The organism is Xylanibacter sp., from assembly GCF_057607445.1.
Map to the genome: position 1 here is coordinate 32753 of NZ_DBLZAX010000008.1, position 19497 is coordinate 52249.

Annotated in this window: 15 protein-coding genes and 1 pseudogene; 11 read left to right on the forward strand and 5 right to left on the reverse strand. The window is 35.4% G+C overall.

Features of this window, described 5'->3' with window-relative positions; translation table 11 throughout:
- Positions 1 to 135: 135 nt before the first annotated feature.
- The 4 genes from ACZMIG_RS07570 to ACZMIG_RS07585 are packed head-to-tail and all read right to left on the reverse strand — an operon-like array spanning position 136 to position 2937.
- On the reverse strand, positions 136 to 948 hold the full coding sequence (locus tag ACZMIG_RS07570) for an SDR family oxidoreductase (RefSeq protein WP_021854434.1): 813 nt from the start codon (positions 946 to 948) through the stop codon (positions 136 to 138).
- 12 nt (positions 949 to 960) lie between these two features.
- On the reverse strand, positions 961 to 2142 hold the full coding sequence (gene uxuA / locus ACZMIG_RS07575; protein WP_125104281.1) for a mannonate dehydratase: 1182 nt from the start codon (positions 2140 to 2142) through the stop codon (positions 961 to 963).
- Between the two features lie 28 nt (positions 2143 to 2170).
- Entirely contained in the window at positions 2171 to 2641 is a 471-nt protein-coding gene (rlmH, locus tag ACZMIG_RS07580) for a 23S rRNA (pseudouridine(1915)-N(3))-methyltransferase RlmH (RefSeq protein ID WP_418874345.1), read from the reverse strand.
- Between the two features lie 2 nt (positions 2642 to 2643).
- Positions 2644 to 2937, reverse strand: coding sequence for a DUF4491 family protein (locus ACZMIG_RS07585; protein WP_021854437.1), 294 nt, complete (start codon positions 2935 to 2937; stop codon positions 2644 to 2646).
- A 193-nt stretch (positions 2938 to 3130) separates the two neighbouring features.
- Here ACZMIG_RS07585 and ACZMIG_RS07590 point away from each other — a divergent pair, with 193 nt between their 5' ends.
- The 11 genes and pseudogenes from ACZMIG_RS07590 to ACZMIG_RS07640 all read left to right on the forward strand — a co-directional run bounded on the left by ACZMIG_RS07590 (position 3131) and on the right by ACZMIG_RS07640 (position 17918).
- The gene (locus tag ACZMIG_RS07590; RefSeq protein WP_487889406.1) at positions 3131 to 4879 is read left to right on the forward strand and encodes a phospho-sugar mutase; all 1749 of its coding nucleotides are present in this window, start codon (positions 3131 to 3133) and stop codon (positions 4877 to 4879) included.
- A 403-nt stretch (positions 4880 to 5282) separates the two neighbouring features.
- Positions 5283 to 7892, forward strand: a complete 2610-nt coding sequence (gyrA, locus tag ACZMIG_RS07595) for a DNA gyrase subunit A (RefSeq protein WP_418874343.1) — start codon at positions 5283 to 5285, stop codon at positions 7890 to 7892.
- 24 nt (positions 7893 to 7916) lie between these two features.
- Positions 7917 to 9158 carry a tetratricopeptide repeat protein gene (locus ACZMIG_RS07600; protein WP_021854440.1) on the forward strand — a complete coding sequence of 414 codons (1242 nt, stop codon included), beginning with the start codon at positions 7917 to 7919 and terminating at the stop codon, positions 9156 to 9158.
- A gap of 74 nt (positions 9159 to 9232) precedes the next feature.
- Entirely contained in the window at positions 9233 to 10441 is a 1209-nt protein-coding gene (locus tag ACZMIG_RS07605; protein ID WP_302024043.1) for a tetratricopeptide repeat protein, read from the forward strand.
- Between the two features lie 166 nt (positions 10442 to 10607).
- Positions 10608 to 11918, forward strand: coding sequence for an MFS transporter (locus ACZMIG_RS07610; protein ID WP_288172649.1), 1311 nt, complete (start codon positions 10608 to 10610; stop codon positions 11916 to 11918).
- Positions 11919 to 11941: 23 nt separating this feature from the next.
- Positions 11942 to 12532, forward strand: a complete 591-nt coding sequence (locus ACZMIG_RS07615) for a bifunctional nuclease domain-containing protein (RefSeq protein ID WP_418874342.1) — start codon at positions 11942 to 11944, stop codon at positions 12530 to 12532.
- Positions 12519 to 13250, forward strand: a complete 732-nt coding sequence (locus ACZMIG_RS07620) for a 16S rRNA (uracil(1498)-N(3))-methyltransferase (protein ID WP_287603894.1) — start codon at positions 12519 to 12521, stop codon at positions 13248 to 13250. The genes ACZMIG_RS07615 and ACZMIG_RS07620 overlap by 14 nt, the downstream gene beginning before the upstream one ends.
- Positions 13251 to 13285: 35 nt before the next feature.
- Positions 13286 to 14662, forward strand: a complete 1377-nt coding sequence (locus tag ACZMIG_RS07625; protein WP_418874341.1) for a DUF4836 family protein — start codon at positions 13286 to 13288, stop codon at positions 14660 to 14662.
- A 5-nt stretch (positions 14663 to 14667) separates the two neighbouring features.
- Positions 14668 to 15312 carry an ATP-binding cassette domain-containing protein gene (locus tag ACZMIG_RS07630; RefSeq protein ID WP_021854446.1) on the forward strand — a complete coding sequence of 215 codons (645 nt, stop codon included), beginning with the start codon at positions 14668 to 14670 and terminating at the stop codon, positions 15310 to 15312.
- Positions 15309 to 16511, forward strand: a complete 1203-nt coding sequence (locus ACZMIG_RS07635) for a hypothetical protein (RefSeq protein ID WP_021854447.1) — start codon at positions 15309 to 15311, stop codon at positions 16509 to 16511. Before ACZMIG_RS07630 ends, ACZMIG_RS07635 begins: the two co-directional genes overlap by 4 nt.
- Before the next feature lie 249 nt (positions 16512 to 16760).
- Positions 16761 to 17918 (forward strand): annotated as a pseudogene (locus ACZMIG_RS07640) (IS256 family transposase).
- A gap of 505 nt (positions 17919 to 18423) precedes the next feature.
- On the opposite strand, the gene aroB reads toward ACZMIG_RS07640, so the two are convergent.
- Positions 18424 to 19476, reverse strand: a complete 1053-nt coding sequence (gene aroB, locus ACZMIG_RS07645; protein WP_021853485.1) for a 3-dehydroquinate synthase — start codon at positions 19474 to 19476, stop codon at positions 18424 to 18426.
- Between the last annotated feature and the right edge of the window lie 21 nt (positions 19477 to 19497).

Here is a 19497-nt window from a genome sequence, read left to right on the forward strand (position 1 = left end):
CATGATTTATACTAATGAGTTTGTTTTTCTTTTACGATGCAAAATTACTATTTTATTTTATACCTTGCTACGTTTTTCCTGATTAAACTTACGTAAAGGTTTGCGTAATTGTAATATGCAGATATTATGTACTGATTACATTGCATAGGTATTAAAACCTCCATCAACTACAGCAACTGTACCTGTTACAAATTTTGCTGCATCACTCATTAGATAATGTATTGTTCCGCAAAGCTCTTCCGGATCACCCATTCTGCCAAATGGTGTCTGATGTATAACGTCTTTACCTCTCTGAGTATAAGAGCCATCAGGATTTGTAAGCAAAGTTCTGTTTTGTTCTGTTATAAAAAATCCAGGAGCAATAGCATTAACACGAATACCTTCACCAAACTTTTTAGCACACTCTGTTGCCATGAATGCCGTAAAATTACTTATACCAGCTTTGGCTGCTGCATAACCGCATACACGTGTTATAGGACGGAATGCTGCCATTGAAGAGAAATTGATAATCGACCCCTTGCCTTGTTTCACCATAGGCTTCAGGAATATCTGTGTTGGTATAACTGTACCTGTCAGATTCAGATTAAGAACTTTTTGAAATTCTTCAACTTTTAAGTCAAAAAAGTTTTTGTCTGGTGCTATTACTGCGCCTGGCATATTTCCACCTGCAGCATTCAGTAATGTATCAATACGTCCATATTTTGCAATAATATCATCACAGTTCTTTTGCACTAATTCTTGATTCATAACATCAGTTTTCATGAATTCAGCATGATAACCTTCTTTTTTAATGTCCTCAACGATTTCGTTTCCGACGTCTTCTTTTCTACCAAGAATGATAACTTTTGCACCATTTTTTGCAAGATATTTTGCAATTGTACGTCCTAATACACCTGTTCCGCCTGTTATGACAGTAACGTTGTCTTTAATATTAAATAGTTCGTTCATAATTTTGTGATTTTATTTTTGATTTATTCCTAATTCTCTGTCAACTGTAGCTAGAATACCCTGTACTTGCCCCATAGCAAACATACGTCCAAGGAAAGTATAACCTGCATTATAACCTTTATCAAGATCGCCTAACATATTGGGTCCATGGTCAACACGCATCGGTAAGTTTGGATTTGTTTTTTCAAATATTCGTGCTAATTCTATCAAGTCGGCACGTCCGCCAAGATGTGAAGCTTCTGTAAAATCTCCGTTAGGGAAAACTTTACAAGATCTCATATGCACGAACCATGTACGATCTGCATATTTGCGTGCAAGTTCAGTAACGTTGTTATGGGCACCTGCAGACAATGAACCTGCACAGAATGTCAATCCGTTATGCGGGTCATCTACGGCTTTTAAGAACCAGCTGATGTCATCATCGCATGTAACAATACGTGGGAGACCGAGAATAGGGAATGGAGGATCATCCGGATGTACACACATATACATGTCGTATTCATTACATGTTGGCATTATTGCAGAAAGAAAATATCTCATATTTTCTCGCAACTGTTCCTTTGTTATACCTTTATATAAATCTAAAAGTTGTCTGAAGAGTTCTACAGGATGTTCGTCATTTTCAGAAATATTTCCGTTTACAAAGCCTTGAGTCTTAACAATAATATTTTCAACAAGCCTATGATCATCTTCAGGTGTCATTGTTTGTTTAAGCTTTTCAACCTCCTCTAGAACTTCTTGACTATATTGCTCTTCTGCATTTTCACGCTTCAGTATGCAGCAGTCGAAATAAGCGAACTGAGCATGACTGAAGAATAAATTACTGGTTCCGTCCGGATTTGGATGAGCTAAATCTGTCCTGGCCCAATCCAACACAGGCATAAAGTTATAACATATAGTATGGATACCTTCCAGACTAAGATTTTTAAGACTCTCTTTATATTTTTCAATGAGTTCATCCCTGTCCGGTCCTGCATATTTAATACTTTCGCAAACAGGAAGGCTTTCAACAACAGACCAACGCATACCATAACTCTCGATATATTCACGTAGGTCGCGTATCTTTTCTCTAGTCCATACCTCACCATTAGGAACATCATGTAATGCCGTGACTATTCCTTCAACGCCAATTTGTTTTAGCATCGACAAAGTAATCTTATCTTTTTTGCCGAACCATCTCCATGTCTTTTCCATATTAGTTTTCTTTATATAAAATCATAAATTACTCATGATGATAATGTTCATTTTTTATTATCGTGCATGCACGATAAACCTGTTCCGTAAAGAGCAATCTAACCATCTGATGAGAAAGTGTCATCTTTGATAATGACATTTTCTCATTGGCACGATCATATACGGCTTGAGAGAATCCATAGGGGCCACCTATCACAAAAGTCAACTGCTTTATAGTTTGTTGCTTGTTTCCCAACCACGCCGCAAATTCTACACTTCTGAACTCTTTTCCGTGTTCGTCTAATAAGACGACATAACTTTTATCGTCTATATTCTTTAAAATCAGTTCTCCTTCTTTTTCTTTTTGCTGTTTTTCATTAAGGCTCTTGGTGTTTTTAAGCTCAGGAATAATTTTCAAACAAAAAGGTGTATAATGATTTGTTCTGGCTACATAGTCTTCAATCCCTTCGGCATATAGTTTGTTGTCAGTTTTTCCTACAAGTAACAATGTCGTTTTCATATTCAATACTCTTTTTTGCGTTTAGGATTCATTGGAAACCATCCTTTCTTAACCCGGTCACGTTGCTCAAACAATTCTTTTATTGACCATAAAGATGAAGCACCGAATATGCCTAATATAGCTGAACAAAGTGAATCTGCAATTAATAGGGCCAATAACAGGCAGACAATTCCTACAATCAGGAATATCCACCAAAACTTTGTACCTGTATAATATTCTGTTTTTATTACTATCGGATGAAAAATGCCAATAATCAAAAAACATGATATTGCTATAATAATTCCAGAAAAATACATCTATGCTTATGTTTCGTTATTATTTCCGCAAAAATACTCATTTATTTTTAATAGGGCAAAAAGAAATGATAGAAAAACTTCGCATAAATTAAATTTAGATGAAAAAAAAGAAAAAAAAAATCTTGAGCGTAATTTTTGAATTTAATTTATTACCTTTGTAAACAATAAAATTACTAACACTAATATTAATAATATGGAAAAAAACACGGAATTAATTGCATTATGTGAAAATAAGGCAAAACAATGGCTATCACCTTTTTTTGATCAGGAAACACAAGAAAAGATTAAGACCATGTTGGAAAATGAAGACAAAACCGATTTAATAGAAAGTTTTTATAAAAACCTTGAATTCGGTACAGGTGGCCTTAGAGGTATAATGGGAGTAGGTAGCAACCGTATGAATATTTATACCGTCGGCATGGCTACACAAGGATTTGCTAATTACCTAAAAAAGAATTTTGCAGACCGTGAGCAGATTTCTGTTGTTGTTTGCCATGACTGTCGTAACAACAGCAGACTTTTTGCAGAAACCGTTGCTGATATCTTTTCTGCAAACGGCATAAAAGTATATCTGTTTGACGACATGAGACCAACGCCAGAATGTTCTTTTGCCATACGTCACTTGGGATGCCAAAGTGGTGTTAACATTACTGCTAGCCATAACCCCAAAGAGTATAATGGATATAAAGCTTATTGGGCAGATGGCGCACAAGTACTGGCACCTCACGACAAAGGCATTATAGACGAAGTTAACAAAGTTAACGTTGAAGACATAAAGTTTGAAGGAAATAAAGAACTCATAGAAATTATAGGAGAAGAAATAGATAAAGTATATCTTGATCTCATACACGGGATTTCTATCGACCCAGAAGTAATTAGCCGTCAGAAGGATCTTAAAATCGTATATACACCACTACATGGAACAGGCATGACGCTAATACCGCGTTCTTTGAAATTATGGGGATTTGAAAACGTTCATTGTGTAAAAGAGCAAATGGTTAAAAGTGGCGATTTCCCAACAGTGGTAAGTCCTAACCCTGAAAATGGTGAAGCCTTAACATTGGCATTGCGTGACGCCAAAGAACTTGATGCTGATATTGTAATGGCAAGCGATCCTGATGCAGACCGTGTTGGAATGGCATGCAAGAACGACAAAGGGGAATGGATACTTATAAACGGCAACCAGACCTGTTTACTCTTCTTGTATTATATAATCAAAAACCGTCAGGCTAAAGGTTTGATGAAACCGACGGATTTCATTGTTAAAACGATTGTAACCACTGAAGTTATACGAAAAATAGCAGAAAAACAAAACATAGAAATGCGCGACTGCTATACAGGCTTTAAGTGGATTGCCCGTGAAATTGCCTTGTCAGAAGGCAAACAACAATATATAGGTGGAGGTGAAGAGAGCTACGGATTCTTGGCAGAAGACTTTGTTCGTGACAAAGATGCTGTTTCTGCATGTTCTCTATTAGCAGAAATCTGCGCATGGGCAAAAGACCAAGGTAAAACACTCTATGATGTTGTGATGGACATTTATCTTGAGTATGGATTCTCTAAAGAATTCACAATAAATGTTGTCAAACCAGGAAAGAGCGGAGCAGATGAGATAAAGCAGATGATGACAGACTTCAGAAACAATCCCCCAAAAGAACTTGGCGGAAGCAAGGTCGTTACATGGAAAGATTATCAAACATTGGAACAACGTGATGCAAACGGAAATGTTTCTAAATTAGAAATGCCAGAAACAAGCAATGTTCTGCAATGGTTCTGTGAAGATGGAACAAAAATAAGCGTTCGTCCGTCAGGAACAGAGCCTAAAATCAAATTCTATATTGAAGTTAAAGGCACAATGAAATGCAATGGGTGCTATGACCGTTGCACAAGCGAAGCAAACAATAAAATAGCAGAAATAAAAAAATCGTTAAACTTGAATTAATTAGGCAATTCCTATATCATTACAAAAAGGCGGAAATGTTATCATATTTCCGCCTTTTTGTATCATTAAATCATAAGTACATGATGTCATTCAAAATCTTTAGACTTACATCTAAATTTCAGAGATCATATATTTATAATTTATATGTCATATTATTTTAGTATTTTATCACGTAATTGGCAAAATCCTTTTATTACCATTTTGTAATGGCGAAGCAATAAAATAAAGATTTAGAGTTTTCTTGTCTATAATAAAGTTTAAAATTATATGTTTTGCCCTAAATGTTTTTTGTAGGTCGAAAAAAAGTGTTAATTTAGCAGGCCAAAAAAGATGTAAAACGTCTTAAAACGAAAGCAAATGGCCTCAAACGGCATTTTATAGAAAATTAATACAATTATAATTAATGGATAATAACACATTTGATCAAGACAGAATCATAAAGATTAATATAGAGGAGGAAATGAAATCCTCTTATATTGACTATTCTATGTCTGTTATTGTTGCCCGTGCTTTACCCGATGTTCGTGATGGATTTAAACCTGTACATAGAAGAATATTGTACGGTATGATGGGAATTGGCAACACGAGTGATAAGCCGTATAAGAAATGCGCCCGCGTAGTAGGTGAAGTCCTTGGTAAATATCATCCTCATGGAGACAGCTCTGTATATGGAGCATTGGTAAGAATGGCGCAAGATTGGAATATGCGCTATACTCTTGTTGATGGTCAAGGAAACTTTGGTAGTGTCGATGGTGATTCTGCCGCCGCAATGCGTTATACAGAATGCAGATTGTCAAAGATGGGTGAACACATTATGGACGACCTGGAAAAAGAGACTGTCGACATGATGAATAACTTTGACGACTCACTTCAGGAGCCCTCTGTAATGCCGACCAAGATACCAAATCTTTTAGTTAATGGAGGTAATGGTATTGCCGTTGGTATGGCAACAAATATTCCAACGCATAATTTAGGAGAAGTTATTGACGGATGTTGCGCATATATTGATAATCCAGATATTGATACAGAAGGCCTTATGCAATATATAAAAGCTCCAGATTTTCCGACAGGTGCTTATATATACGGCATTCAAGGAGTAAAAGATGCATACGAAACTGGTCGTGGACGTATAGTGATGCGTGCAAAGGCAGAAATTGAAAGCACAGAATCACATGATAAGATTGTCATTACTGAGATACCTTATGGCGTAAATAAGGCTCAATTGATTGAATATATCGCTGATTTAGTAAAAGAAGGAAAACTTGATGGAATAAGTAATGCAAACGATGAATCCGGTCGTCAGGGCATGCGTATTGTGATTGATGTGAAAAAAGATGCCAATGCGAATGTCATCCTAAATAAATTATTTAAGATGACTGCATTACAAAGCTCATTCTCAGTCAATTGCATCGCATTGGTTAAAGGACGTCCGCGTTTGTTAACATTGAAAGATTGTGTGCATTATTTTGTTGAGCATCGCCATGATGTAACAATACGCAGAACAAAATTTGACTTGCGTAAGGCTCAAGAAAGAGCACATATACTTGAAGGCTTAATAATTGCTTGTGACAACATTGACGAGGTTGTCCATATTATCCGAGGCTCGAAGACTCCATCTGACGCTCAGCGTAATTTGGAAAAACGTTTTGAACTTGATGAATTACAATCAAAAGCTATTGTAGATATGCGTCTTAGTCAGTTGACTGGACTTAGAATGGATCAACTGCATGCTGAATACGAAGAGCTTGAAAAGCTAATCACATATTTACAGTCAATACTTGACGACCCTGAGCTTTGTAAGAAGGTTATGAAAGACGAACTTTTAGAGGTAAAGGAAAAATATGGTGATCCACGTCGCACTGAAATAAAATATTCTAGCGAAGAATTCAACCCTGAAGATTTTTATCCAAACGATCCTGTTGTGATAACAATAAGTCATTTGGGATATATCAAACGCACTCCGCTATCAGAATTCCGTGAGCAAGCCAGAGGTGGAGTTGGCAGCAAAGGTGCAAATAGTCGTGAACAGGACTTTACTGAATACATTTATCCTGCAACGATGCATAATACAATGATGTTCTTCACAAAGAAAGGACGTTGCTATTGGCTTAAATGCTATGAGATTCCTGAAGGGGCAAAGAATTCAAAAGGTCGCGCAATACAAAATCTGTTGAACATAGAAAGCGATGATAGTATTAATGCGTTCCTTCGTTTACGCGGATTGGATGACCCTGATTTCATAAATAGTCATTATGTAGTATTTGCTACCAAAAAAGGATTAATAAAGAAAACAAGCCTTGAAGCATATAGTCGACCAAGAGCAAATGGTGTGATTGCCATAAACGTACTTGAAGGAGATGAGGTTGTTGGCGTAAGACTTACTAATGGGCATAACGAACTGCTGCTTGCAGATAGAAATGGCCGTGCTGTAAGATTCAACGAAAATACTGTACGTGCGATGGGACGCGTTTCAACCGGTGTCAGGGGAATGCGTCTTGATGAAGGAGACGATGAGGTTGTAGGAATGGTTGTCGTCAATAAGCCGGAAGAAGAAACTATAATGGTTGTCAGTGAAAATGGATATGGAAAACGAAGCCAGGTAGAAGACTATCGTGTTACAAATCGTGGCGGAAAAGGCGTCAAAACGCTAAATATCACAGAAAAGACAGGCCGTTTGGTTGCAATAAAGGTTGTTACGGACGAGAATGACCTCATGATAATAAACAAGAGTGGTATCTTGATTCGTCTTAAAGTGTCAGAATGTCGTGTAATGGGTAGAGCGACACAGGGTGTCAGACTTATAAACTTGACAAAGAAAAATGATGTAATATCAAGTGTATGTAAAGTAATGAGCTCGGATCTAGAGGCGTTAGTTGAAGCTGAAAGTAGAAAAGAATGGGCACAAACAAGTGAGGCATTCAAAAATGATACTCAAGCAATACCAACAGATACAGACTCTGACGATGATACTCTTCCAGAGATATCAGATGAGGATAAACTCGATGAACAATAACAATTATTTTTTAATAAATCTATTATGAAAAAGTTTATGACCTTGGCCGTAGCTTCTATACTAAGTATGTCGGCCTTTGCACAGGATGTGTATAAACAAATTTCGAAAATTAAAGATTATAATGAAGCTTATAATCTTCTGAAAAGTAACCTCAGCAATATGTCAGCTGAGCAAAAAGCTAAATGCTACAACAAACTTGTTGATTTAGCCTATGAGAAAGTTGTCAATGAGCAGGCTACAATTACCAGTAATCAGATGGCAGCACAGCTAAACACAAAAGTTGAGCCTTATGATACCATTGGACTTTACAATGCCGTGATGCAGGCTTTAGAAAATGGTGTACTCTGCGACGAATTTGATAATCAGCCTAACGATAAGGGTAAGGTGAAGCCCAAGTTCCATAAGTCAAATGGCGACAGACTTTATCCAATCCGTTTCCATCTCATCAACGCTGGTATTTATTATCAGAATAAAGATGAAGCACTTGCATACAAGAATCTTGCAACTTATGTAGATAGTAATGATTATCCTTTGTTTAAAGAGCAGGATAAGAGCACAGACGCAAGTCTAACCCAGATGGCATATTATGCTGCGCGCTTTGCTTATTTTGCAAAGGAATATGACAAAGCTGAAAAATATGCAGATATCGCAATCAAAGATACTGCAATGGCAGATGATGCATTACAGCTTAAACTGGCAGTTATGCAAAACCAACTGAAGTCACATGAAGATACTCTTAATTATGTAAATAAACTTAAGAGTATTTATGCAAATGACGAAAATAATGATATGGTATTCAGTACAATATGCTCAATGCTCATATCTCTTAATGACAAGGCTGGTCTTTCAGAATTTGTTAAAGTAAAACTTGCTAAAGATCCGAACAACTTCACTGCATTGGCAATGAGTGGTCAGGCTAATATGAATGAGCACAAATGGGACGAGGCAATTGCAGATTTGTCAAAAGCAGCTTCAAAACAGCCTGAGAATGTCGCGGTATTGGCATCAATAGGCAATAGTTATATGTACAAAGCACAAGAAGCTGCAGAGCGTGCAACCGCCAATGGAAAGAAACTTTCTCCAGAAGCAGAAAATGCAATAATTGATGTTTATAAAAAGGCTATTGAATTTTTAGAGAAAGCTAAGAATCTTGATAAAGAAATGCAGTATAAAACTGTATGGGCATATTCATTATATACATGCTGTTACAGAATTTATGGCGCCGATGATCCTAAAACAAAGGAAATGGAAGCTTTGACAAAATAAATACATATTAATTATTAATTAATGGAGACCGGTGTTGGCCACAATATCGGTCTCCATCTTTAAAAGATATATAAATGCGTCATTTTTTTCTATTTGTTACAATAATACTTTCTATTACGACTTCTGCTCAAAAGAAGGAAATTAGTCAGGCACGTTCTGATATAAAAAGTCGAAGTAATCTTGAGCAGGCTGAAACATCAATGCGCAATTTGCTTAAAGATTCTGTGAATAGACAAAATATAAGAATTTACGAAACGCTTGCCAATGCTGTAAGTGCTCAGTATGAAGTAGCAAACGAAAAATTATATTTAAAAGAAGGCTATGATACGGTTGCTTTCTTTAATACAGCACATAAAATGTTTATAGCGTATGAAAGTCTAGACAGTATAGATGCACTGCCTGATAAGAAAGGCAGAATTAAACCGAAGTATCGTAAGAAAAATGCTGAGTATCTTGATAAATACAGACGTAATTTATATAATGGTGGATTATTCTTTATAAACAAGAAGAATTATGAGTCTGCTTATAAATTGATGGATTCATACCTTGATTGTGCACAACAGCCTTTATTTGAAGCCAATAAATACATTAATGATGATCAATTAGCATCATCTGCCGCATTTTGGACCGTAGTTTCAGGATATAAATTAAATAGACCTGATAGCGCTCTGAAATATCATGAGCTTGCTTTGTCGAACAGGAATTATCGCAGAAGAGCTTTACAATATCTCTCGGATATATATTTGATCAAAGGAGATACAGCAAAGTATATCGAAACATTAAATCTTGGATTTAAAGAAAATAAAAAATCTAAATTCTTTTTTTTAAGATTAATGGATTATTATAATGGCAAGAACCAACTAGACAAGGCTATGGCGATTGTTGATACAGCATTGATTTCTGATAAAGATAATGTGTTGTTTTTATTTGCAAAAAGTAATATACTATTAAACATGGGCAGTTATCAAGAGTGTGTTACTGTTTGCGACACTATTCTAAAGAAAAATAACTCATTTCCCGATGTTTATTATAATGCAGGTGTATCATATCTGAATCTGGCAATTGATTTAGAAAAAACAACAATCTCAAAGCGTAAAAATAGAACACAGATTATAGATTATTATAAGAAATCATTACCATATATGGAAAAATATAGAGAGATGTGCCCTAACGAAAAAGACAAATGGGCTCCATCTCTTTATAACATATATTTAAAATTAAATATGGGACGACAGTTTGACGAAATGAACAGCATCCTACAGAATATTCACGGAAAAAAATAAATATATCAGCGTAATATAATCAATCATATAAAATTTGTTATTTATTTTGATTATACTTTTTTTTACGCTATCTTTGCATTATTGAGCGGTTTAAAGATATCATACATAAGTTAAGTTATCCTTATTTCCGCAAAGATTAATTTATGGTATTTTAAATCTTAAATATATGAATTTAAAAACTCGTTTAGCAATAATGAACTTCCTTGAATTTGCTGTTTGGGGAGCATATCTTACTTGTATGAGTAACTATTTAGGCTCTGCGGGGCTTGGAGATTTAATACCATGGTTCTATTCAATTCAGGGAATTGTATCTATTTTTATGCCAACAATAATTGGTATAATTGCGGATAAACTGATCCAGCCACAAAGATTATTGGGTATATGCCATTTTCTTGCAGCTATATTTATGCTTGGATGTTGGTGGATAGGATACAATACCGGCCTTGGAAATCAAATACAAGAAAAAGGTATTTTTATCGCATTATATACATTAAGTGTTGCATTTTATATGCCTACACTTGCATTATCGAACACAGTGGCATTTGCTACATTGAAAAGAAATGGATATGATACGATTAAAGATTTTCCTCCAATACGAGTTTTAGGCACAGTTGGATTTATTGCAGCAATGTGGTTCGTTAACTGTGCAGCCTACACTGCAGAAGATGGATTTTTCTTTAGTGTAACTTCTGAGAGCAGATTCCAATATAGCTTTATGCAGTTTTTTGTTTCTGGCGTTTTAGGATTAGTACTTGCACTGTATGCCATTACATTACCACAATGCGCCATAGCAGAAAAAGGTAAAAGCATGTCATTATATGAAACACTTGGACTAAACGCGTTCAAGTTATTTGGACAAAAACGTATGGCATTATTTTTTATTTTTTCAATGCTGCTCGGTATGTCATTACAAGTAACGAATGGATATGCAACGCCATTCATAACAAGTTTTAGTGGTAACGCAGAATACTCACATACATTTGGGGCAAATAATGCGACCTTATTAACTTCTTTATCTCAAATGTCAGAAGCATTTTGTATATTGTTAATACCATTTTTCTTAAAACGTTTTGGTATTAAAATTGTCATGCTTATGGCAATGATAGCTTGGGTATTACGATTTGGACTTTTTGGTTTAGGAAACCCAGGAGATGGTTTATGGATGTTTATTCTTTCGATGCTGGTATATGGAGTGGCATTTGATTTCTTTAATGTATCCGGTGCATTGTTTGTAGAAAAAGAGACAGATCCTTCTATTCAAGCATCAGCACAAGGTCTCTTTATGTTAATGACAAATGGAATAGGTGCATCTGTTGGAACTTTAGCCGCGGGGGCTGTTGTTGATCATTTCTGCAAATGGGAAGGGATGTATTTACTTGGTGACTGGCGGTCAACATGGCTTATTTTTGCTGGATATGCATTATTGGTTGCCTTGTTATTTGTTCTATTTTTTAAATCTGAAACAAAAAAATCTTAAATATAATTTTTCTTTATCATTTTATGGCAACAAAAGAAAGATTAATTTTCAAAGGAGTTTCTGAAATTGTAGGGACTGAAGACATGGGACTATTGATTTTGACAGATGAAAATAATATGCGACAAATATCAATAGTTTGCGATAAAGCAATGGCTGTACAATTAGAATTGCGGACAAAGGATATTCCTATTGTAAATATAATGTTACCTGAAGTCTTATGCAGAATGCAAGGGATTAATCCTGATTCAGGATATGAACTTCTAATTGATGATTTAGTCGAAGGGCAATATAGGACTACTCTTTATGACAAAAAAAATAAAAAGGCTGAGATTATCAGAGCATCGGATGCGGTATTACTTTCATATGTAGCCAAAATACCTATATACATCGACTCGGTGCTCTTGGCACGTCAATCTGTTGCGTATAGTGAGAACTCAAGAGGAGTATCCTTACCTGTAAATACTATTAGCGATAAAATGCTGCAAGCTGCATTAGAAAAAGCAATTCAGGAAGAAAATTACGAACTGGCCTCGCATTTACGGGACGAAAAGAAAAGACGTGAAAGAAATAGTAATAAGGCCAATAATTTAAGTGAAATAGATGAAAGAGGTTAGATTTTTTTATGTTCCAGAAGCTGCCAATTTAACAGAACTTCCAATGGACGAAGCTTTACATGCATTACGTGTTCTGCGTCTTAAAAGTGGCGATGAAATGTTTCTGATGGATGGTGAAGGAACATTCTATCGGGCTGTTGTTACTATTGCAGCGACAAAACGATGTATGTATGAAATTAAAGAATGTCTGCCACAAGAAAAAACTTGGAGAGGACATATAAATATCGCAATGGCACCAACAAAAATGATGGATAGGGTAGAATGGTTCTGCGAAAAGGCAACTGAAGTTGGCATTGATGAGATAACATTCTTGAATTGTAAGTACTCAGAACGAAAAGTTATGCGTACTGTCAGGCTAGATAAAATAGTAGTTGCTGCCGTTAAGCAAAGTAGAAAGCCTTGGAAACCGAAGCTTAATGCAATGACTTCTTTCAAAGAATTTGTATCAACGCCTCGTGAAGGGAAAAAATATATTGCTCATTGCTATGAAGAAATAGATAAAAAAGATTTTTTCTCAGAGATATCTCCTTTAATTCATACAAATGAAGCAACAAACATCACTGTATTGATCGGTCCAGAAGGAGATTTCTCAATAGACGAGGTTAAACTTGCAATTAAAAATGGTTATGAGTCAATCTCATTAGGTAAAAGCCGCTTGCGTACAGAAACAGCAGCTTTATCGGCAACATTAATGACTCAATTAGTTTTAAGGAAATAACATAAATATTAAAGGTATTAGTAATCTTTATAAAGATGAAAAAAAATATAATAAATCCATTGATATTTTGGGGTGAATTACTATTTTGCATGCTTATTTTATCATCGTGTTCATCTGATGATTATCTGAATGTCATACCTAAAAATAGTACCGCGGTTATTTCAGTAGACTTACAAGAACTATATAATACATCAGATGATAAGCAATTAGATTACCTTAAAGATGTACTAAAACTTAAAGATGCAGATGCTAGCGGTTTGGATTTCTCTACTAAAGCATATGTATTTGAAACTGTTGATGGTAATATAGGGCTTGTAGCTAAGGTTGATGACGAAGATAATATAAGTAATTGGATTAAAAAATTAGAAAAAGCTGGATATTGTAAGAACTTAACAACACGTAAAGGTTTTAAATTTACATCTGTAAAAGATACATGGATTTTAGGGTTTTCATCAGATGCACTATTGGTAATGGGACCTATTTTGCCTATTCAACAGGCAGATATGCAGCGACAAATGATAAAATTTCTAGAACAGGATGACAGCAAGAGTATAAAAGGCTCACCAATGTTTCAAAAACTAGACAGTCTAGAAAGTTCCGTATCCATGGTAGCTCAAGCTGCCGCATTGCCAGAAAAGTTTGTCGCCCCTTTCACTATTGGGGCACCAAAAGACGCTGATGCATCACAAATAATGATTGCAGCTGAATTTGTTAAAGGTGAAGATGGATGCGTAAACATAAAAGGTGAAACGTATTCCTTGAATGAACATATAAATAATGCTATAAAAGAAAATAAAAAGACATTTAGGCCAATTCGAGGCACCTATTCTGCAAGTATGCCTATTAATGCCTCTTTAGGTATATTCTTGAATGTTGATGGAGAAGAATTTCTTAAATTGCTTCATTCTAATAATTCTATTCAAGCGTTATTAGCAGGAATGAATACTGCTATTGATATGGATAATATAATAAAAAGTATCAATGGCGATATGTCTATTATTATACATTCTTTTAATGAAGGAGAAAATATACCCCAGATGAGCGCCCAACTTTCTAATAATGCATTTCTTAAAGATATAGGATATTGGAGAGAGTCATGTTTGGCTGGATGTAAAATTATTGATTGGAATAAAAACTCATATTATTATACAAATGGAACTTTCAATTATTATTTTGGTGTTTCAGATGATATGCAATTTTATTCAGGTGGAAGTCCTAAATATGCGCTTGAATCAATATCGAAATCACAAAATGCCATTCCTGAATATGTACAAAATAAAATAAGAGGAAAGCGTTTGTGTTTAATACTGAATTTAGAAACGATATTTGGGGATGGTACGGATAAAGCTTCTGTTATGACATCAATAAAGCCATTACTAGGAAATATAAGAACGGTTATATTCAGTATGTAAAAAACATGAAAGAAATAATATTTAATTCGGTTATACCTGATGTGTTTTCACATAGCAACACCCTTAATTCTGATGTATGGAATAGTGATGTTGCATTTAATAAGGAACAGCTTTATCTTATTGAGGCTGATAGTGGAAAAGGTAAAAGTACATTTTGTAGTTATATTCTAGGATACAGACGGGATTACAGCGGTAACATCAAGTTCGATAATAAGTCTGTTAGAGAGATGAAAATATCTGAATGGATAGACATACGCAAACTTCATATTAGTTATCTTTTTCAAGAACTTCGTTTATTTTCTGAATTAACTGCGTTTGAGAATGTAGAGATAAAGAATAAACTTACAAATTTCAAAAATAAGCAACAAATACTTGAGTGGTTCGAAATTCTAGGTATAGGAGATAAAGTAAATTCGAAGATATGTCATATGTCGTTTGGACAGCAACAACGCGTAGCTATGATAAGAGCTCTAGTTCAGCCTTTTGATTTTATACTAGTAGATGAACCAATAAGTCATCTAGATGATAATAATTCAAAAATTATGGGCGACATTATGATGACTGAGGCAAAAGCTCAAGGAGCAGGGGTTATAGTTACAAGCATTGGCAAACATATGAATTTAAATTACAATAAAGTTTTTAAGTTATGAATTTGGTTTGGAAATTATTGCGACAACATATAAGTGTACCTCAATTTACAGGATTTGCTTTCGCAAATTTATTTGGAATGCTTATAGTTCTTTTAGGTTATCAGTTTTATTGTGATGTTTTACCTGTATTCACATCGCAAGATAGCTTTATGAAAGCAGATTATCTGATTGTAAGTAAAAGAATAGGGACCGCAAGTACTATTTCAGGAAGAGATAATTCTTTTAATAATGCTGAGATTGATGACATATCCTCACAAAAATTCATAAAAAAAATAGGTAATTTTACATCTACAGAATATAAGGTTGATGCACACATGGGCATCAATGGACAATCTATACTCAGTTCAGAATTATTTTTTGAAAGTGTACCAGATGAGTTTGTTGATGTGTCATTAAAAGATTGGAAATATGATGAAGGTAGTAGGGAAGTGCCAATTATTCTTCCTCGTACATATATCAATATGTACAATTTCGGATTTGCCCAATCGCGTTCACTTCCTAAAATAAGCGATGGACTTATTGGAATGATTGATTTCCGTATCTACATTCATGGAAATGGCCACCAAGATGAATATAAAGGTAATGTAATAGGTTTTTCAAATCGTCTAAACACGATACTGGTTCCACAAAAGTTTATGGATTGGAGTAATAAGTATTATTCTCCTGCGGAAAAGTCAAATCCAACCCGCTTAATCATTGAAGTATCCAATCCTGCAGATGAAAATATAACTAAATATCTTGATGATAAAGGATATGAAGTTGACAGCGATAAACTTCAAAGTGAAAAAACGACATATTTTCTAAGAATGATTGTAATGATTGTAATGGCTATTGGTATTGTGATAAGCATATTGAGTTTCTATATTCTGATGTTAAGTATTTATTTGTTAGTACAAAAAAATACTTCTAAACTAGAAAATTTATTACTCATCGGATATAGTCCCATACGTGTCGCGATGCCTTATGAATTACTTACCTTAGGCTTAAATGCAATAGTACTTATTGTTGCACTGTTAATGATTTCATTTATCCGCAATTATTATATGGGTGTAATTGAGATATTATTTCCGCAAATCGATGAAGGAAATATATTACCTTCTGTGATATTAGGATTTATTTTATTTACATTTGTTTCTATAATGAATTTCATCGCAATTTATAGAAAGGTAATACGAATATGGTGGCGTAAAGATTCTTAAGACATAAAACAATAGGCCTTACTCAAATTGGCACTATAAAATATTTTGTGTAAATGTAAAATACAGGATTCAAAATAGAGTTCTGTATTTTTTATTTTATATATTTACACCCAAAGAATAAGATTATGCGAGATACTGTGATACTGTCTCAAAAAGTGTGTCTGATAAGCAGTAAAAAAGGGCCGCCCCTTGCGTGTCAGCCCTGAAGTTTGTAATTTAGGAGTGACCAAACCACTAAATATACAAACTATGCATTTCACGAAACTACAAATTTCTGAGCTCATGCGCAAGCATGCAGAGAAAGAAAATGGTCTACACGACCTGATGGAAATCATGCCTGAAAGCATGATGGTAGCAGAACGGAGTGAGTTTCTGCATGAAAATCCTCAAAATAAGGGCAATGGCTATCGTTTTGGACATGCCTATGGCCAAGGAAGAAAATTGGAATTCCGTATTCCCCGCGACCGTTATGGCAACTTTCATCCCCGGATACTTGCCATTCTTCGCAATCAGGAAGAGGAATGTGACCGGTTGGCTGGAGTCTTATATACCAAAGGGCTGACGCAGGAATAGGTCGGAGATGTCTTTGAGCAGATTTACGGCCAGCACTATTCCAAGTCCAGCATCAGCCGGATGGTAGACAGCGTTCGTACCCAGGTAAGCGCCTGGCTGGAGCGCAGTCTTGAGAGTTACTACCCGGTCATGTTCGTAGACTGTGTGCATATTAAGATTCACCGTAAACGTTCGGTATCCAGTGAAGCGTTCTATGTCGCATTGGCCGTTACAGAGGAAGGCCGCCGTGATGTGCTGGGTATATTCAATATTCCTACAGAGAGCGCAACAGGATGGAGTGATATCTTTGACACTTTAAAAGAAAGGGGCGTCCAAAAGATTGGGCTCATGGTAGCAGACGGTATTAAGGGTCTTGATGTCGTTGTGGGAGAGAAATTCCCCGGTACTCCGCTTCAGAGATGCGTAACCCATCTCAAACGCAATATGTTTGCCAAGGTCAGTCATGGAGACAAGGGTGCTTTGGCTTCTGACCTGCGTGATATATTCCGTACCGGACAGCGCGATTACACCATTGAGATGGCATGGAAGAAATGGCAGGATATGTGTGAGAGGTGGGGTAAAGACTACCGGGCATTCAAACTCATGCATAACAACGCCGACTACAAGGCATACATGACTTACTTGAACTATGCTCCGGAGATTCTGTCCATGATATATACCACTAATTGGATCTAGCGCCTCAACCGGGACTTCAGGAGAGTGACCTGAATGCGTACAGCCATGCCTGGCGAAGAATCAGTACTGACGCTCATGGGCAGTGTCGCCATGGAACACAAGGCTTTTGACCGGCTGCTACCCAACATAACCTGCGACAAGACTCTGTTTCCGGACTAATGGAATAGTTTTTTTAGCAGAAAAGCCTGCCTGAAAGCAAAAAAGGAGTCGCCACCATGACGACTCCAGGATAGTTCTTGCAATCAGTATAGGCGTAGCCATGTTGCTGAAGGGTTGCTCCTCAGCAGAACCCGTCCCTCGTCCAGCTACAACATAAAATTCACTTTTTTGATATGAAATACAAAATTGTCTGTTAACTTTGCATCATCACTTCTAAGGCAAACTTGCATCAGACACACTCAGTGAAACACTATCCCGTGAAAAGACCATCTTTCTTTCACTTGTGGAGATTGAGAAGAAATGGACACAGCCTATTCATAACTGGGGATTGATTATGAATCAGTTTATACTAATTTTTGAAAACAGAATCCAGATATAAGAAGTAACTTACAACTGAATCCTGTTTACATTTACACAAAATTTGGGACTGTGTCCTCAAATTTGAGTAAAGGCCTATTGTTTTATGTCTTTGATACATCAGGATATAGAATTTGCTAACAATTTTTTATAGGCCTTCTCTTATAAAATCAAATGATTCAAATATGTCTTCCTTTGATGCTGTGAAATTAATTTTTACTTTTCCAATATTTTCTAACAATGTAAAATTAATAGTATTAGCTGTATTTTTTTTATCATGTTTCATGAGTTCGTATAAGACTTCGTAATCGTCACAACTAAAATCATAAATTCCATAAATATGTTTTATGTAACTAACCGTCTGACGCATCTTTTCAATCGGGAATCCCACCTTAATTGTACAAAGATAAAGTTCACAAATCATACCATAGGCAACAGCATAGCCATGCAATATCGGAGATTGTTTTATCATTGAAAGTGATTCAAATGCATGACCTATCGTGTGCCCGAAATTAAGCGCTTTTCGCATACCGGTTTCATATGGATCATTCTTAACAATTTCTTCTTTAATTTTTATGCTATCCTCAAGAAGATATGATAAATCATTAAGATTTGGCGCTAAAATATCAAATGTAAGCAATTTACTCCAGATATCTTCATTACTAATTAAACTATGTTTTATCATTTCTGCATATCCAGAACAAATATTTTCGGAATCAAGCGTTTTTAAAAAATTTGTGTCAATAATTACTATATCAGAATTATTAAAAACCCCTATTTCATTTTTTAATCCGTTAAAATTTATTCCAGTTTTACCACCAACGGAAGCATCAACCATAGCCAATAGGGTAGTAGGTATGTTAATAAATTTGAGGCCCCGTTTAAATGTCGAGGCTGCAAATCCACCAAGATCTGTTACCATACCGCCACCTAAATTGATAATTAGAGAATATCGTGTAGCTTTTTGTTCGCTTAAATATCTCCATACGTGAGTAAGCGAGTTTATGTTTTTACTATTGTCTGTAGAACATATTGAGATAATACCGGCATTCTTAAGTGATGGGATATCACTAATTCTTGGCAAACAAAATTTCTCCGTAATATTATCAACGATTATAAAAACTTTATCGGGATTGAAAGATTTAATATGAAAATCAAGTTCAGCATTTAAGCATTTAGATATTATAATACTCTGTTTCATAATCATAAAGACATTATATGT

Excerpts from the sequence above, each read along its gene's own strand:
- ACZMIG_RS07570 (WP_021854434.1), bottom strand. The coding sequence starts at position 948 with ATGAACGAACTATTTAATATTAAAGACAACGTTACTGTCATAACAGGC.
- uxuA (WP_125104281.1), bottom strand. The coding sequence starts at position 2,142 with ATGGAAAAGACATGGAGATGGTTCGGCAAAAAAGATAAGATTACTTTG.
- rlmH (WP_418874345.1), bottom strand. The coding sequence starts at position 2,641 with ATGAAAACGACATTGTTACTTGTAGGAAAAACTGACAACAAACTATAT.
- ACZMIG_RS07585 (WP_021854437.1), bottom strand. The coding sequence starts at position 2,937 with ATGTATTTTTCTGGAATTATTATAGCAATATCATGTTTTTTGATTATT.
- ACZMIG_RS07590 (WP_487889406.1), top strand. The coding sequence starts at position 3,131 with ATGGAAAAAAACACGGAATTAATTGCATTATGTGAAAATAAGGCAAAA.
- gyrA (WP_418874343.1), top strand. The coding sequence starts at position 5,283 with ATGGATAATAACACATTTGATCAAGACAGAATCATAAAGATTAATATA.
- ACZMIG_RS07600 (WP_021854440.1), top strand. The coding sequence starts at position 7,917 with ATGAAAAAGTTTATGACCTTGGCCGTAGCTTCTATACTAAGTATGTCG.
- ACZMIG_RS07605 (WP_302024043.1), top strand. The coding sequence starts at position 9,233 with ATGCGTCATTTTTTTCTATTTGTTACAATAATACTTTCTATTACGACT.
- ACZMIG_RS07610 (WP_288172649.1), top strand. The coding sequence starts at position 10,608 with ATGAATTTAAAAACTCGTTTAGCAATAATGAACTTCCTTGAATTTGCT.
- ACZMIG_RS07615 (WP_418874342.1), top strand. The coding sequence starts at position 11,942 with ATGGCAACAAAAGAAAGATTAATTTTCAAAGGAGTTTCTGAAATTGTA.
- ACZMIG_RS07620 (WP_287603894.1), top strand. The coding sequence starts at position 12,519 with ATGAAAGAGGTTAGATTTTTTTATGTTCCAGAAGCTGCCAATTTAACA.
- ACZMIG_RS07625 (WP_418874341.1), top strand. The coding sequence starts at position 13,286 with ATGAAAAAAAATATAATAAATCCATTGATATTTTGGGGTGAATTACTA.
- ACZMIG_RS07630 (WP_021854446.1), top strand. The coding sequence starts at position 14,668 with ATGAAAGAAATAATATTTAATTCGGTTATACCTGATGTGTTTTCACAT.
- ACZMIG_RS07635 (WP_021854447.1), top strand. The coding sequence starts at position 15,309 with ATGAATTTGGTTTGGAAATTATTGCGACAACATATAAGTGTACCTCAA.
- aroB (WP_021853485.1), bottom strand. The coding sequence starts at position 19,476 with ATGAAACAGAGTATTATAATATCTAAATGCTTAAATGCTGAACTTGAT.